The sequence below is a fragment of the Citrobacter sp. RHBSTW-01013 genome, from assembly GCF_013781985.1.
Lineage (GTDB): Bacteria > Pseudomonadota > Gammaproteobacteria > Enterobacterales > Enterobacteriaceae > Citrobacter > Citrobacter braakii.
In genome coordinates, this window is sequence record NZ_CP056185.1 from 1,103,139 (window position 1) to 1,118,570 (window position 15,432).

Genomic DNA, 15,432 nt, shown 5'->3' on the forward strand with positions numbered 1-15,432 from the left:
CGGAGTCTTTATGGCAGGAAAACAAGAGGGAAAGCTACTTTCGTTTAAAGCGGTAGAAATGATGAAGCCAGGCGACAAAGATAAGTCCATAAATGACTCTGAGGTGTCTGTTAAATCCGTAGTGATTCAACCTGTACGACAACCGGGGCGATACCTCAGTCCGGAGGCCATTAGACAGGCCTCGTCGTGAGGATCGAATCTGCTTACAGATGTGGGGTCGATCCATTATTCTGGAATACACCGGTATCAGGACGATGTTTCATGCAATTTATCTGCTGGAGTTCCTCAATGGTATATTCGCGGTACAAGAAATACTGGATATGGGTACCGTATCTGAGGTTCATTTTCTGAGCCAAGGCTGATACCCGCTGATACACTGCTTTCGTTGAGCAGTGCAGAAGTTGGGATGTGGCAGTAATATTTATTTGTCGGCGTAAGGCACAGGCTACGGAAATCTCGGTATGGGTAAGGTTACGTAGCTCCCGCAAAGAATCAATTATGGTGAGTATATGATAGACAGTATATCTTCGGCCTTCATTAATATACCGGATAAACTCCGTTACAGAGGCGGTTCTGGAGATACCCTCCAGTGATGAAAGCACCTTTGATAACATTCCACGGCCTTTTACAAAAATGATAGAATAGCCGTCGGTCAGTTCATTGCAAACACGATGTTTAATATCATGCAAGCTGAAGAAAGATTCAATATCAATAATACATAAGTTCTCTTCGCGCAGGCTATCTATTGGCATCAGCCCTCCCGCAGACCGGGTAAAAAAAATATCATCAGAGAATACGACAAACGACATTGGGAAAAACCTTAACTCTTTGTTTTTAAGAAAAATGAGTCCGGTGCTTTCCTCAAAGGGATACACTGGACAATAAATGATTTACTGATTTTTTGAGATGAAACTAAGAAATTACAAGAAGATCATCATTCAGACGCTATTTTTTGTCTGACACCATTAGCGTTATCTCTTTTTTATTTAGCATGGAAATAATCCCCTGATCCTTCAGGCTATCCAGGGCACGCGACAAGGTGGATATCGAAATGCCCAGAACCTGGGCCAGTTCTTTCTTACTGATCGGTAACTCAAGGTTGAGATGCTCAAAGCCATACTCTTTATAAGTGCGAGACAACAGTTGCAGGAAATATTGAACCTTCTGCAAGGTATCACTTTTGGTCAATACTGAAATAAATTGCTGTTTTTCCTGCGCCGAACGTGACAGGATCCTGACAATAAAATCTGTAAACCCTGGCATCAGCTGGCTCATTTCGTAGAAATGATCGCTTCTCAGTACGCAAACTTCTATTTCCGTTGCGGCTTGAATATCCTGCTGACTGTACCCGATGTGCAGCTCCTCCACGCCCATCACCTGTCCTGGCAAAACGATCCCCATCAGCTGCCCGCGCGTATCGTAAACCTTAGCGGCCCCGCTACGTAGGGCATATAGCGCGTCTATTTTCTCTCCCCGACGATAAATATATTCACCTCTGGCAATCTTCTTTTTTGTCTCCAGATTGCGGATAAACAATGGATCTTTCTGCCTGAACAGATAGGCAGAGCACAGTTCTGCAAAACCGCACTCTTCACAATTGACACAATTATTTCTTTTCATAGTGAATGTATAACACTATCCCTGTTATTGAATCACACAGTTCATTAAGGGTGATAAGGTATTTGCAATCGTAATATAGTTATTGTCTTTTTTGTCTAAGGAAATAACGTATTCCCCTTCCATCCCAAATATTTTTGTTGTCAGCAGGGTAATGTCTTCCGGCACATTATCGTGAGCCATGATATCTTTTGTCGTCGTATTCATACGATACTGGTTGCCACTGACGTTATGATAGGTAAATGTTATATAACGCGACAATCGATATTGACGCCCCTGATAGTCAATGTTGCCGGAAAGATTAAATACGCCCGTTTCGTTCTTGTTAAATTCAAACGTGATATTTCCTTTGAATAAGAGAGCGTGATCCGAAGCGTCAACATAGGTGATATTCGCAAAGCAGCGTTTGTCAAAATAAACACCCGATCGCAGGCTTAGTTGCCATGTTAACAGACAAATCAACGCGACCACTGCCAGCACTAAGGTTGTCATCAGCTTCATTTTAATTTCCAGTTAAAAGCATAATAGTTCTCACAATAGACAATTTTTGCTGTTGCCTTATCTGTTGGACAATAAGAGTAGAAAAACCGACCATGACTACCGTAAAGAACACTGGGTTGAAAATAAACCATAATCTGCGCGGGTTTCCGGGCGCACTTTAGCTCAAGTTCAGGCTGTAGCTGACGGATAATATTCATGACCTGAGGGTCAACTTCCTCCGATAAATCTTCATAGGCAGTAAATTTGCAGTTCCCGATTTCACCAATACGGTATTCGGCTGCAAAACGCGGTGAACCCTGTTTCTGGCTGAGTATCCAAAGGTTGGCCAGCAGCAAAAACGCGATAGCCGCAATCAGCCAGAGGTTTTTTTTATCCTTCGTTGCCGCCTTACGCAGGGATACCGGAAGAGGTGTGGTACTCACCATTTCTTCATCATTCTGCAGTTCAACGGCGATTTCCGGTGAGAAGTAAAAGCCCACCTTGGGTACGGCTACAATAATTTCCTCAATGAATATTAAGGATGTTAATGTTTTTCTGAGGATACTAATGTACTGGCTCAGCGATGAACTGGAACCCGGATGGCCCGCTTCCTCCCAGACTTTATCCAGAAGATAATCGCGTTCAAGTACCCGGCCTGGCGACGCAATCAGTAACGAAAGAATACGGTTAGCGGTATTTGTTAGCCTTTTACTTTGCTCGTTTCCGGGTTCCTTGACCACAAGTTCCCCGCTCTCGCTATCGTAAATGACTCTATTGGCTATCAAATATTTCATTCGCGTTTTCTTTCGGTAAATTTATACAATATGCATTCTGCGCGGCTGCGATTTCGGGTTATGCCTGGCTTAGTACATCGCAACCAAAGGTCTGAGCACTGCAATATTATGGCTTAGCAGATCGACAATGTCCCGATCCAGACGAAAATTTGACGCCTCTTCCTCCAGAATAATCAATGCTTTTTCGCTGGACATCCCCTGACGATAGGGGCGGTTCTCGGTCATCGCGGTGAAAACATCAGCCACAGCAATAATACGCGAAGGGATATCCAGCGCAGCCGCACCCAGACGAAAAGGATAGCCGCTGCCGTCGAGGCGTTCATGATGTCTTGCCGCCCAGTGTACGATTTCACCCAGCTCTTCAATGGGATGTAGCATCTCCAGCGTCTTATAGCTGTGGCGCTTCATTTGCGCGTACTCGTCCGGCTCCAGCTTTCCCTGCTTCTCGAGGATTTCCAGTGGAATACCCAGCTTGCCAATATCGTGCAGGTACCCCGCGATGCGGATTTTATCCTGGGTGTAGCGATCGCAGCCGTACAGCTCCGCAAGCTTCGCCGCCACGTGAGCCACGCTGGTACTGTGAGTCTGCGTAAAGCTGCTGTATTTATCGACGATATTCGAAATCAGCAGGCAGACCTCCAGAAAATCATGGTGATCCAGCACCACATCATTGAGCGGGCTGATAACGCGCAGCACGGGTTGTAATGAGGGCGAACTCAGGCGAAACCAGAAACCATCCTCATGGCTGGCATCCTGTAGCGCCTCGACCAGGCACGATGGCCATAGTGGGCTACTGGCCAGAAAACCGGAAACAATATTATGCCGTTGGGCCACATAGTCACCTTCAATCCCGCGCAGCCACAGCTCAAACTCATCGGCCAGATGCACCAGATGCCAGGTATTTAGCATTGTATTCTGCGTGTAACCCAAGGCATCCGCGTGGCGCGTTTCAAGAATTGCGGTCACTGGTTGTAAAAAACGTACGCCGGACATCATTGAGGCGCCAAGTCGTCCATGCTCTTCAATAAAGGCTTTACCATGGGCGCCACTGAAGGGATGCACTTTGCTCAGCGCCCCGATATTGTGCAACATACCCGCAAGCCAGGCGTTATTGATGGCTGCACTGTCAAAACCGGCTCGATTCCCGAGATACCAGCAAATGAGACCCGTGCGTTGCAAATGATGCACCAGTTCAGGAGAAAGCGGGTGCATAATGCTGTGCAGAAGATCAAGCACGGTTTGAACAGATATTTTCATAAAATCCTTTAAGAGAATTAAATTAAAAACTTACTGTAGCCCGTCTGGGTCACAGTAAAATAGGGGGTTAATCGTAGCCAAACATTATCTGCGCAGTCGCCACCACGCTACCGGTTGATAATGCTGATGCGTTATAAACTTTGTAATAAGCATGAAGATAAATGTATTGCGTATTGCTTATATCATCATCTTTAGCGATATCTAATATTTGTGAGGCATGTTCCATATTATTGCTACTGGATATTTGCACCTCATCATAGTCACCCATAAACATCCGGCTACGAATGGCAATACCTACCCCTCCCGCCGTGGTTTCATCGTTGACCATTATCTGGTAGCTGGTATCAGAACTGACTAAATCATTGCTGGATAACCAGGCCTTAACATTGCGGGTAGACGTTTTAATTCCGGCCAGGTTGCCGCACTTCAGCGGGATCGTGAAATCGGCACCAGCTGCCTTTCCATTTTTTTTCAGGACGCTAAACGGAGCAGGGGGTAATTTCACGCTCATGTCCCGCGTCATATTGCAGGTTGTTTCTTTTGGCTCAAACTGAATCGTCAGCTTCTCATAAGCAATAAAATAATCGGTATTCCAGCTTTTGCGTGCGGTTTCAGACATCATATTGGACCAGGCGCGATAAGCATATGTTTTGCTGGAAAGGAATGGGGAGCTGGAGCCGCTTCCGGTACCGCTCATCACCGCAGGTATGACCGACAGTGCGCCGCTGGTTGTGGTTTTGGTATAGCTTTCCATGCCCACAGGCGGAGCCGACATTAACTCCGCCCGCAGCGTATATTGTGTCTGATATGACAGAGAGTGAATGCCCACGATACCGCTGACAGTCACTTTGGTATCGCCACTAATGGTGGACGTTAATTTTATCCAGTAGCTACTTTCACCATCCGCACTGTTGAAATTCAAATAAACAGGGGAACCGTTGAAACCGGTAAAATAATATAAATGGTCTTGCGCCAGACCACCGATCCCAATATTCCCGTAAGTACAGGTCATACTACCCGACCAACTGGTAGTATAGGAATATTCAACGACGTTTGAATTCACGAAAGCCGATGAAAGATTTAGCGACTTATCCGATTCTGCGACGCTGGTAAAAAGTATGCCGGAATTACGGCAGGTATCGCCTGTTACACCGCGAGACTGAGCCTGCGACTGTGCTTGTGCAGATAATATTGGGATTGCGGTCAGTATTATGGCCGTAACCATAAAATAAAATAATTTTTTCATGATTGATTCTGTTAGCTGAGTAAACTGAGTTAGCGACAAATATTTTCAGCATGCTCTGCAGGCTGGGAAATAGTGCAGAATTTTTTAGTCTTGCCTTTGCTGATATTCACTTTCAGGCTGGCGGGAAGCGTCTCTGACTTAATAAAAATCTGACTCCCCTGTGCGACATAGCCGACTTCTTCATTCCCGGCACCGCTGACAACCGCGCCAAACGGCAACTGACCCCCTTCAGCGGTTTGCACATCAAAAGTGAAGAGTCTGCGCGTGTCAGTTTTGTACTTCAGCCAGCTGATACTGCCTTCGTACGGCGCCACATTGAGTAAATTACCTTCAAGGTCGACGTCGCTTTTTTGGGTTCCATCCTGCTCCAGATGGAAATTATTCTGTCGGTACGGTGTCGCGCTGGTGATGAGGGCGATACCTTTGCTGTTGGTGTGTGCGGAGGTATCGCCGTTAACGACCGCGTTCACCACTCCTGGCGCTTCAATAATGACAAAATTACGTCCGTTATGAGGAGACGCCAGCAGCCCACCCTTCCATGCCAGCAGATTGCCGCTGGCACCCAGGCTTAGCTGGCGATATTCACGGGCCAGCGTCGCGCCGCTGTTCATGCTGGTATAGTCATTTTTCCAGCTGGTGTAGAGATCGGCTGCCCGCGAATCGTTGTCACTGTCGTGGCTCAGCATCAGGCTGTAGTCAACATCATGCATATTCCCGCTCATGCTGACGTCAGAAGAGGAATATTTGCCGTTCTGCACGCTGGCATGAGAAGACAGGCTGCCGCCGCTGCCGAATATCGACATCGGTATCGTGACAGAAAAATAGAGGTTGTTTTCCGTCTTACCGCGTGAACGCAACGCGCTCACCAGGTCGCCTTCATAATTGGTTTCATAGTCGTAATAGGACTGCGTAACCTCCGAGCGGCGCAGCGAAACCGAGTAGTTGACGCCGTGACTGGCATTGCTCCAGGTCAGGTTGTACTGACGGCTACTTTTCTGACCGCGCCAGTAATCGCGCCAGTAGGCTGAAAGCGACAGTCTTCCAAATTGTTCCCCCAGCGGCTGATTAATATTGGCGCTAAAGGCTTGTTTGCTGTTGATCGTTGAGGTGCCCGTTCCGCCATAATCCTTAATATTGGATTTGGTCAGGATATAATCGCTAAAAGAAGCGTAATCCTGAGTACGGTAATAATACGAAGCCAGCGAAATATTGGTGCGGGTCGGGAAGTATTTACTCCAGGACAGCGCGTATTTTTCTCCGTGGCGACGGCTATCGCCAGGCAGACGATACTGCGACTCCTCCACGGAAGCCGAGAGTGACCCAGCGTAGGGGATGGAAACCGCTCCTCCCAGAAGCAGAGACTGATAATTCTGGCTCCAGATCCCGCCCGCTGACGCGGTGAGGTAGTTATTCACCCCACGTGAATAGCTCACCTGGGTAAAATGGCTGCTATCGTCGACGTTGCGCATGTCCACCGCCCCGACGTTAATCTGATAGTCGCTGCTGCCGGGGCGCTGCATATCCGGGATCGAGGAGAATGGCACAATGAAGCGCTCAATGTTGCCGCCGGTGTTTTTTACCTCGACGGATAAATCGCTGCGTGAGCCGGTAGGCATCAGATCGCGGATGGCAAAGGGGCCTGGTGGGACATTGATCTGGTGAATGATATGACCATCCTGGGAGATACTGACCACCGCTGAACTGGTTGCAACACCTTCGATCACTGGCATATAAACGTTTTCGCTGTCCGGTAACATCTGACGACTTTTATTCAGTGTCACCCCACGAAAACGGACCGTGTCAAAATAATCAGACGTCGTATAGCTTCGACCAATGCGCAGTACCGAATCGATTGCCGCAATTGGTTTTTCAACAAAACGCGTGGTATTTATCCAGCTACCTTTGTTCATTGCGCTGTAGCGCATCCACGATGAGCTATCGAGAAAATGCCAGCCATACATGTTTAGTCCGCTGTTCAGCGATAAATACAGATTATCGCTGTCACTATAGCCATTCTGCAGGCCGTGAAAATTGTAATAGTTGAAATTGTAATTGGTATACAGGCCATTAATTCCCTGATCCCATTTTTGCGGTGACACCCAGTTACGGCTATATTCTTTTACGAAAGCCTGAGGTACTTCTAAATCCAGACGCAGTGTGCCGGGTATCAGGGCGCTTTTCCCTCCGTGTAGCAGGGTATTAACGTCGAGCTTTTCAGCGGTGCTTTTATTTACAATATCATCCAGCCCCTGAATATCCAGTAGAGATGCGTCGTCTTTATTAATAAGCAGAGTACCTTTATCGTCATTAGCGACGGAAATATTAAATTTCCCGCGCCAGACGTTATTCACATAAACATCCAAATCATAAGCCCCCGGCGTCATAACCAGCCGAGAATTACTCCAGTCCATATCTGCTGAATTACCTACCAGCAGGCTGCTATTAAAATCCTCCGCCAACGCGCCGTATGAAAATATCGCGAGGCTGACAGAGTGAACTAGCAAACTTATACGAAACAGAGAACTGTTTTTCATCAGAATTGAACCTGGAGTCATTTATCTGGGATATCAGTGGATAGTGCTGAATCTCTTTGCGCCATAATCATCAAGCCAGGTAAGGCGATATTGCCCACCGGACTGAATTTTGCTGGATACCAGCGCGCAGCCAAACGGCGGTATAAACGCAGTCTCAGCCAGTAAATTATCTTTTCGGCTTTGCTTTAGCTCGCCCCCCTGCCAGGTCACGACCTGAGGGATGGTCATGTAATATGGCGAATTATTCTTCAGGCAAGTGTGACCGCCAGAAGTCGAAACGGTAATTTTCTCCGCCACGCTGCTGTCGAGATCGCTCAGTTGATCCGGACGATAGAACAGTTTTATACGATTGCGAATGGCCACTTGTAGGTAGCTATCTCCACTCCCTTCAGGGACGGGAGGGACGTCCAGAACGTTAAGCCAGAACACACTTTCGCGGTCTTTTGGCAGCGAATGGGTGTTCATTGCCGAGATTTTCAGAGCCTGTCCGGCGTGTCCGCTCATTTTTACGACCGGAGGCAGCAGAGAAAACGGCACTTTGACTTTCTCCGGCGCGGCGGAAGCATCGCCCTCGTCAATCCAGGACTGCACCAGATGGGTTTGTTCGCTGTCGTTTACCAGTTGCACCGACACAAATTTGGCGCTGGCCGGATAAATAACACGCGTTTCGTTGATCACAACGCTTGCGCTGGCATTCATGGAAATGAACGTAGCCGCAAGAAAAAATATCAGAGTTTTCATAATGTCGTAGAGGAGAGCCGGGGAGACCCCGGCTGAATGAGTTAGTCGTAGCTGAAGGAATAAGTTGCGTCAGTAACTACTTTACCGGTTGTTACGGCCGCGCCACCGTAGTTGTAGTAGTTGGCATACATGGTCAGTGTGACGCCATCTTCGGTGGCAGCGTCAGCGGAACTCAGACCAGTATCGAAAGCGGTATCAAACGGTACGGCAGTGTTACCGTCTTTGGTTAGCGCAATACCCACACCCTCGGCGCCATTGTCGCTGTAGTTTTTCAGGTATTTAGCGTCATCCGACAGGTTGCTGCTGCTGAAAGTGATTTTAAGCGTTTTAGCTTCGTCCGATGCCGCAGAGCAGTTTTTCAGATTCATGGTGAAGTCTTTGGCGTTGGTTTTAACAACACCGGCGGTGGTGCCCATATCACCCACAGCAATAGGGGAAAGGTTTACCGTGAAGTCTGAACCGTTATTGGTCACCACGTTACAGGTGGTATCGGACACTGAACCGTTAAAGGTAATAGTGCCACCCGCTACGCCGGTTGATTCAGCTGCAAATGCAGAGCTGGAAACCATCAATGCCGCTACGATGAATGTTTTGTTAAACATTTGTGTATATCCCATTTTCATAATCAAATTTACTTTTGTCAGTAGCGTGAAACTTTTTCCCTGCTCCCTGGTTCGCGCTACATCATCCCTGGCATCTGAACAGATGTTGATGATTCATTTCACCTTCTCTGGAGTGGCGCATTCGGTTGCAGAACAACATTTCGCGTCACGCTGTAAGGTTGGAATATAAGACCATTGTTTGCATATTTGGTAAATGTAAATATCGATTAAATTATTTTTTTAAGATTAAAACGCTATTTTTAATGTTTTTTATAAATTTATATCATGAGCGAGGGGATGAAGAGGCTAGCGTTAAGAAAGTAATTACTGGTTAGATGATGGACAAAAGCTGCAAATGACGTTTTTGCAGAACAGCGGAATAGGCGAATGAATAAATTAATTAACTAATTGTTATCAAAAACTTAATAAAATAAACGTGTTAGATACAATTACTGTGTCGACCTTGGGCTAAAGTGGACTCCCGGGCAGGGCAATCAATCGGATTATGAACATGATCAATACCTGTCTGACCGGATGATTGTGCCGCATTGCAGAATATCAGCTTGGCACACCGTCAAATTTCACCGCTAACTCTGCGCCTGAAAAGTCGCCCGAGCTATAAAATCATCGTTGCATCAATATACAACTGTCGGTGACATTTATTACCGGCGGTCAGAGAGGGAAGGGATGCCGTATATCGGGTCTGCAATTCGCTGCGGACCCGCCTGAGTTTTACCGGTCTACACGAGCCAGATGCTACGGTGAGTAGCGCTCGCCGATGATTTTTACTGTTTCAAGATTCTGTGTTATCTGAAGCTATCGTTCTTGAAATTCCTTAAAAGTAGTGCCAGGACAATTTCAGGATTGATACCAGGTGCCCAGAGATCCTGCAACATGTACGGAATAAATGGGATAGCATCAGTTGTTTCAGCGGCAAGAGAACGTGCCAGTTTATCCTGTACACTCCTGTTGATTATTATCTCTCCGTCTTTCCGGTCGGGATTTTAGCTAATGTCAGCTAAAACAGACCACCCTCAAATACTGATCACGGGCAAGTGATCGTGGCATCAACAATGCGGTTAAATGTGCCCGTTCCTGTGCTTCCACCTGCTATAAGTAACAACGTTCGAAAAGACCAGTTGGTGGTTGTCATTTCATCCTGTCTATTATCAAATACCCCTTGAGGCCATCACTTTCTGCCTGCATTCTTTAATGGTCTGTTGATATTAAAAATCTCGGAGGTTCAGGGGAAAAGCCCTTCTCCGGTTTCAGCATCAAGGACAAACTCTGGTGATGCTGCCAACTTACTGATTTAGTGTATGATGGTGTTTTTGAGGTGCTCCAGTGGCTTCTGTTTCTATCAGTTGTCCCTCCTGCTCAGCTACTGAAGGCGTAGTGCGTAACGGTAAAAGTACTGCCGGACATCAGCGCTATCTCTGCTCTCACTGCCGTAAAACATGGCAGCTACAGTTCACTTACACCGCCTCTCAGCCCGGTACACACCAGAAAATCATTGATATGGCCATGAATGGCGTCGGATGCCGCGCCAGTGCACGAATTATGGGCATTGGCCTCAACACGATTTTACGACACTTAAAAAACTCAGGCCGCAGTCGGTAAACTCACGTATACAACCGGGCAGTGACGTCATTGTTTGCGCGGAAATGGACGAACAGTGGGGTTACGTCGGCGCTAAATCCCGCCAGCGCTGGTTGTTTTACGCGTATGACAGGATACGGAGGACGGTTGTGGCGCACGTATTCGGTGAACGCACGTTGGCCACGCTGGAGCGTCTTCTTGGCCTGCTGTCGGCCTTTGAGGTCGTGGTATGGATGACGGATGGCTGGCCGCTTTATGAATCACGCCTGAAGGGAGAACTGCACGTTATCAGCAAGCGATATACGCAGCGCATTGAGCGGCATAACCTGAATCTGAGGCAGCATCTGGCAAGGCTGGGCAGGAAGTCACTGTCGTTCTCAAAATCGGTGGAGCTGCATGACAAAGTCATCGGGCATTATCTGAACATAAAACACTATCAATAAGTTGGAGTCATTACCCAAACTCTGAGAAAATAAATTGTCTGACCTGCAGTATCGAACTGAGGTTAAACTTTTGCCTGATCTTGCTGGTATAGGTATAAACAGTTTTTGGCGACAGATGAATTTTCCTGGCAATCGCCAAGGTGTCGTCAGTATCACGCAGGGCAAAAAGTGTCTTTTTTTCCTGACCTGAAAGCAAGCTGAGATCCCTGCAGCATGCAATATGATTTAACGCATATTGAGGTGAATGCGTCCTGCCGTCATTGAGTTGTTTTCGAAAGTCCTTAAAGCACGATTTTCTGTATATCGTCACAAGCGGCTCAAGAACCCTTGAACTGACATCTTTGCCACCGATGAAGATTAACCCGTGCTTATCAGTCAGTTTCTTTCTTTTCAGTAGTCTGAAAATCGCGCCCAAGCTTCTGTAAGATTCAATATCAACAATGCAGAGCTTCCTGGCGGGAGACACCTGTTCAAGGATGACAGACAACGCTTTCTTTAAATAAACATCTTTTGTCAAAATTATGTGAGGCATAGACATTACCAGTACATGAAGGATAAGAATGAAAAGGGGCCCTAAGACCCCTGAGATAACATCAGAATCCAATACGGATACCGGCCACACCCTGAACCGGCGTCTCCGTATGGCTGCCCTGACGATAATTCGCCTCGCCGTACAGCGTTACGTCCTTGCCGACACTGACCGATGCGCCCAGACCGTACTTGCCCGACGTGCCTTTGACGTTGTTGTCAAAGCGGTTGCGCGCATTGATGGTGACTTCGTTTGAGTCAGCAAACTCCTGAACTACCGCAGCGGACAGGTAAGGCTTGAATTCATTCGAACCAATACTGAATTTACCGGCAATCTTCGCACCGGCTTCACCCGTAACAGAACGTGGAGTTCCAGTATTGCCCTTCATGCCGTTGCTCAGCTTCACGTCCTCACTTGTCATCTGAACTAATGCCAGGCGAGCAAAAGGCGTAATGCTTACGTCATCTTTGAGATCGAACTGGTAACCACCTTCAACGGCTGTGCTAAAGGCATATTGATTCCAGTCACCGCTGGTTTTGCCACCATTGGTCATTACCGCGCTGAGTTTGTTATTCAGGCGATTGCCCTTCACCACACCGTCAGCGTAGAAGCCGCTGGCATCAAACCATGTTGCATACAGGCCGATACCGTAGCTGTCGATTTTGCTTTTACCGCCGCGGGCGTGTTTAACAGCGTTGTCGCTGTAAGACATGAATGCCCCCGTAACGAGGCTGCCGCGCGCAAAATCCGTCCGCGTGTCGGCACCGATTTCAATGCCGTTCTGATTAAGCTGATACGCCGCGCCGTTGCTGGTATCCGTATGGTTTTTGCTGCCAAGGTAGTGACCCCAGACGTTACTTTCCGGTCCGGTTTTATCCAGATTCGCCCGGTACATGCGCAGGCCTTCCAGCTCGGAGTGGATGACATTCAGGCCGGCATTCGACATGGCCAGGATGGCGTCCGTTGCCGGGGTGGTCATCGGCTTCTTGCCGCCGCTTCCGCTACCGCCGGTGTTGCCGTTGTCACCGCCGTCCGGGTTCTCACCGCCGCCAGGGTTTTCACCACCGCCAGGGTTCTCACCACCGCCAGGATTTTCGCCACCGCCAGGGTTCTCACCACCGCCAGGATTTTCGCCACCGCCAGGGTTCTCACCGCCGCCAGGGTTTTCACCACCGCCAGGGTTCTCACCACCGCCAGGGTTCTCACCACCGCCAGGATTTTCGCCACCGCCAGGGTTCTCACCACCGCCAGGATTTTCGCCACCGCCAGGGTTCTCACCGCCGCCAGGGTTTTCACCACCGCCAGGGTTCTCACCACCGCCAGGGTTCTCACCACCGCCAGGGTTCTCGCCGCCGCCCGGGTTCTCACCACCGCCAGGATTCTCACCGCCGCCCGGGTTCTCACCGCCAGGGTTTTCACCACCGCCAGGCTCTTCCGTCATCGCGCCCAGGTACCAGACGTTACCGCCGTTGAGACCGTCCTTATTCTGCTCGCTGAACAGGGTGTACATGTAGGTCCCCCCGTCAACCATGTTGGTGCTTCGCCCGTTAGCCGTGACCATCTCAAAATCAATGTCACCCCCCTTCTCATGGATGAGGTTCACTGTGAGGTCAGTGTGGTCTGATATCTCCTTACCGGAGTCATTAACGGCAATGCCAAACTGGCCTGAACCCTGCTCGATGGTGACAAAGTTGGCTTTGCGGTCGGCCAGCGAGGTATTGAAAAGGAAGTTTCCGGTTCCGTTCAGTTCCGTAATAGTCAGTTTCGCGAATTCACCTTTGCTGTTGCGCAGGAAGTTGACGTTACCGCCGTTCATGGTGAGCTTATCGACCTGAGCCGGGGTATAACTGGCGGTGGTATTGGTAAGGTCGGCGACAGAGAGGGTGCCCCCCGTGATGCGCACGTCCGTTGCGACAGAGCCAGCGTCCATCAGCAGCTCACCACCGGCGTTCACTTTGGTTTCGCCGTCAGCCAGTGCCCCCGTCTGTAGCCACGACTGACCGCTATTGATGGTGGTGTCAGTGGCTGTACCGCCACTGTAGACTACCTGTGAGCCATTGTTGATAGTGGTGTTTGTGGCAGTGCCTCCGCTGTAGATGTGCTGCTCGCCACCGCTGATACTGGTGTAAGCGGCTGTGCCGCCACTGGAGACGTTTTGCCGGCCACCACTGTTGATGGTGGTGTCAGTGACAGTGCCCCCACTGTAGATGTGCTGCCCGCCACCGCTGATACTGGTGTAAGCGGCTGTGCCCCCACTGGAGATGTGCTGCCCGCCACCGCTGATACTGGTGTAAGCGGCTGTGCCCCCACTGTAGATGTGCTGCCCGCCACCGCTGATACTGGTGTAAGCGGCTGTGCCCCCACTGTAGATGTACTGCCCGCCACCGTTTTTGATGGTGGTGGCTGTGGCTGTACCATCCCTGTAGACGATCTGCTCGCCAAAGAAATTAATAGTGGTGTCAGTTGCTGTGCCGCCATTGGAGACGACCTGTTGGCCACCGTCGTTAATGGTAGTCCCAGTGGCCGAACCACCGCTTGATACATACTGCCTGCCAAGTTTGTTGATGGTAGTCTCAGTGGCTCTGCCACCATCAACGAATTGCCTGCCACCGATGAGGGTGGTGTTAGTGGCTGTACCACCGACGCTGATGTACTGGCCGCCACCGTCAATGGTGGTGTTAGTGGCTGTACCACCGACGCTGATGTACTGGAAGCCACCGTTAATGGTGGTGTCGGTGGCTGTACCGCCGGAGACGTACTGGCTGCCTCTGTTAATGGTGGTGTCGGTGGCTGTACCACCACTGGAGACGTGCTGCTTACCACCGTTGTTGATGCTGGTGTCAGTGGCTGTTCCCCCGCTGGAGATGTGCTGGAGGCCACCGTTATTGATGGTGGTGCCATTGGCTGTGCCGCCATTGTAGACGGTCTGGGTGCCGCTGTTGATGGTGGTATCGGTGGCCGAGCCCCCATTGAAAACGTACTGCCAGCCAGCGCTGCTAATAGTGGTGGCTGTGGCAGTGCCGCCGCTGGAGACGTACTGTACGCCACCTTTTACCGTGGTATCGGTAGCTGTGCCATCGTCGATGTACTGTTCACCCCCGATGTTGATGTGGGTGTAAGTTGCAGTGCCGCCACTGGAGACATACTGCCAGCCATCGTTGTTGATGATGGTATTAGTGGCTGTGCCTCCGTTGTAGACATATTGTACGCCAAAGCTATTAATGGTAGTGCCAGTAGCCGTACCGTCACTGGAGACGTTCTGCCGACCGCTACTGTTGATGATGGTTTCGCTGGCTGTGCCTCCGCTGGAGACGAACTGTATTCCACCACTGTTGATGGTGGTATCGGTGGCCGTATCTCCTGAATAAAGATTCTGATTACCCGAATTCCCGTCTACCGTCGTGCCCACATAATCCACAGCCATAACCGGCGCTGATAGCAGCAGCATTGCCCCCAGCAGTAGCGCCAGCGCGCTTTTCTTCGGCGCCAGCTTCGGGCGACTGGACCCGGTCGCAAGCTCAGAGGTGACCACCCACTGCTGGCGCGACTCGCACCAGACGGTGGTATATATCTTGTTCATAGTAACGCTC

Annotated in this window: 12 protein-coding genes; 1 reads left to right on the forward strand and 11 read right to left on the reverse strand. The window is 49.4% G+C overall.

Annotated features, from left to right (window positions below):
- Positions 1-203: 203 nt before the first annotated feature.
- The 9 genes from HV350_RS05320 to HV350_RS05360 form a co-directional block, all read right to left on the reverse strand.
- Entirely contained in the window at positions 204-809 is a 606-nt protein-coding gene (locus HV350_RS05320) for a hypothetical protein (protein WP_181629946.1), read from the reverse strand.
- A 136-nt stretch (positions 810-945) separates the two neighbouring features.
- Positions 946-1,536 (reverse strand): Crp/Fnr family transcriptional regulator, encoded by a 591-nt coding sequence (locus HV350_RS05325; RefSeq protein WP_225622994.1) that lies wholly within the window; start codon positions 1,534-1,536, stop codon positions 946-948.
- A gap of 108 nt (positions 1,537-1,644) precedes the next feature.
- A complete protein-coding gene (locus HV350_RS05330) occupies positions 1,645-2,118 on the reverse strand; it encodes a hypothetical protein (RefSeq protein ID WP_047414279.1) in 474 nt (157 codons plus the stop codon).
- Positions 2,115-2,891 carry a winged helix-turn-helix domain-containing protein gene (locus HV350_RS05335; protein ID WP_131379959.1) on the reverse strand — a complete coding sequence of 259 codons (777 nt, stop codon included), beginning with the start codon at positions 2,889-2,891 and terminating at the stop codon, positions 2,115-2,117. Before HV350_RS05335 ends, HV350_RS05330 begins: the two co-directional genes overlap by 4 nt.
- Before the next feature lie 69 nt (positions 2,892-2,960).
- A complete protein-coding gene (locus tag HV350_RS05340; protein ID WP_181629948.1) occupies positions 2,961-4,148 on the reverse strand; it encodes an HD domain-containing phosphohydrolase in 1,188 nt (395 codons plus the stop codon).
- 67 nt (positions 4,149-4,215) lie between these two features.
- A complete protein-coding gene (locus tag HV350_RS05345) occupies positions 4,216-5,394 on the reverse strand; it encodes a fimbrial protein (protein WP_049282623.1) in 1,179 nt (392 codons plus the stop codon).
- A gap of 29 nt (positions 5,395-5,423) precedes the next feature.
- Complete coding sequence (locus HV350_RS05350) at positions 5,424-7,928, reverse strand: fimbria/pilus outer membrane usher protein (RefSeq protein WP_103928523.1); 2,505 nt, start codon at positions 7,926-7,928, stop codon at positions 5,424-5,426.
- Positions 7,929-7,961: 33 nt separating this feature from the next.
- Positions 7,962-8,669 (reverse strand): fimbria/pilus periplasmic chaperone, encoded by a 708-nt coding sequence (locus HV350_RS05355; protein ID WP_049040384.1) that lies wholly within the window; start codon positions 8,667-8,669, stop codon positions 7,962-7,964.
- A 41-nt stretch (positions 8,670-8,710) separates the two neighbouring features.
- Entirely contained in the window at positions 8,711-9,271 is a 561-nt protein-coding gene (locus HV350_RS05360) for a fimbrial protein (protein WP_047357877.1), read from the reverse strand.
- A 1,344-nt stretch (positions 9,272-10,615) separates the two neighbouring features.
- Here HV350_RS05360 and HV350_RS05365 point away from each other — a divergent pair.
- Positions 10,616-11,313 (forward strand): IS1 family transposase gene (locus HV350_RS05365; protein ID WP_249417763.1). Its coding sequence is split into 2 segments (ribosomal slippage): positions 10,616-10,865 and positions 10,865-11,313, totalling 699 coding nucleotides; the frame shifts between segments, so codons are not numbered across the junction.
- Positions 11,314-11,323: 10 nt separating this feature from the next.
- On the opposite strand, the gene HV350_RS05370 is transcribed toward HV350_RS05365, so the two are convergent.
- Both HV350_RS05370 and HV350_RS05375 read right to left on the reverse strand, forming a co-directional pair.
- On the reverse strand, positions 11,324-11,845 hold the full coding sequence (locus HV350_RS05370; RefSeq protein WP_181629949.1) for a LuxR C-terminal-related transcriptional regulator: 522 nt from the start codon (positions 11,843-11,845) through the stop codon (positions 11,324-11,326).
- Between the two features lie 61 nt (positions 11,846-11,906).
- On the reverse strand, positions 11,907-15,422 hold the full coding sequence (locus tag HV350_RS05375; RefSeq protein ID WP_181629951.1) for an autotransporter outer membrane beta-barrel domain-containing protein: 3,516 nt from the start codon (positions 15,420-15,422) through the stop codon (positions 11,907-11,909).
- Between the last annotated feature and the right edge of the window lie 10 nt (positions 15,423-15,432).

Excerpts from the sequence above, each read along its gene's own strand:
- HV350_RS05355 (WP_049040384.1), bottom strand. The coding sequence starts at position 8,669 with ATGAAAACTCTGATATTTTTTCTTGCGGCTACGTTCATTTCCATGAAT.
- HV350_RS05320 (WP_181629946.1), bottom strand. The coding sequence starts at position 809 with ATGTCGTTTGTCGTATTCTCTGATGATATTTTTTTTACCCGGTCTGCG.
- HV350_RS05335 (WP_131379959.1), bottom strand. The coding sequence starts at position 2,891 with ATGAAATATTTGATAGCCAATAGAGTCATTTACGATAGCGAGAGCGGG.
- HV350_RS05370 (WP_181629949.1), bottom strand. The coding sequence starts at position 11,845 with ATGCCTCACATAATTTTGACAAAAGATGTTTATTTAAAGAAAGCGTTG.
- HV350_RS05330 (WP_047414279.1), bottom strand. The coding sequence starts at position 2,118 with ATGAAGCTGATGACAACCTTAGTGCTGGCAGTGGTCGCGTTGATTTGT.
- HV350_RS05345 (WP_049282623.1), bottom strand. The coding sequence starts at position 5,394 with ATGAAAAAATTATTTTATTTTATGGTTACGGCCATAATACTGACCGCA.
- HV350_RS05340 (WP_181629948.1), bottom strand. The coding sequence starts at position 4,148 with ATGAAAATATCTGTTCAAACCGTGCTTGATCTTCTGCACAGCATTATG.
- HV350_RS05360 (WP_047357877.1), bottom strand. The coding sequence starts at position 9,271 with ATGTTTAACAAAACATTCATCGTAGCGGCATTGATGGTTTCCAGCTCT.
- HV350_RS05375 (WP_181629951.1), bottom strand. The coding sequence starts at position 15,422 with ATGAACAAGATATATACCACCGTCTGGTGCGAGTCGCGCCAGCAGTGG.
- HV350_RS05350 (WP_103928523.1), bottom strand. The coding sequence starts at position 7,928 with ATGAAAAACAGTTCTCTGTTTCGTATAAGTTTGCTAGTTCACTCTGTC.